The organism is Rhizobium sp. SVR5-2C, assembly GCF_056755115.1.
In genome coordinates, this window is the sequence record NZ_JBNDHT010000485.1 from 1 (window position 1) to 251 (window position 251).

Consider the following 251-nt stretch of genomic DNA (forward strand, 5'->3'; position numbering starts at 1 on the left):
GTGGGGGAGAAAACCAGGCGCTGTCTGCCGTATCGTCGAACCCGACAACCGACATCTGGCCCGGGATCACGGTCCCTTTTTCCGCACAGGCACACATCACCCCCAGCGCCATTTGGTCGTTCGCGACCACTATCGCATCCGGGAGTTGCGCGGCAGATAACAGCAAATGTCCTTTCTCATAGCCGCTTGCCGCACTCCAGTCGCCGTGCGCCACCGCGACAGCCTCAAGCCCGGCCTGTGCCAGCGTGGCG

General features: G+C 63.3%; 1 protein-coding gene. It reads right to left on the reverse strand.

Features of this window, described 5'->3' with window-relative positions:
• A partial coding sequence (locus ACPYOI_RS36615; RefSeq protein WP_481424250.1) for a substrate-binding domain-containing protein occupies positions 1–251 on the reverse strand: 251 nt, incomplete at both ends.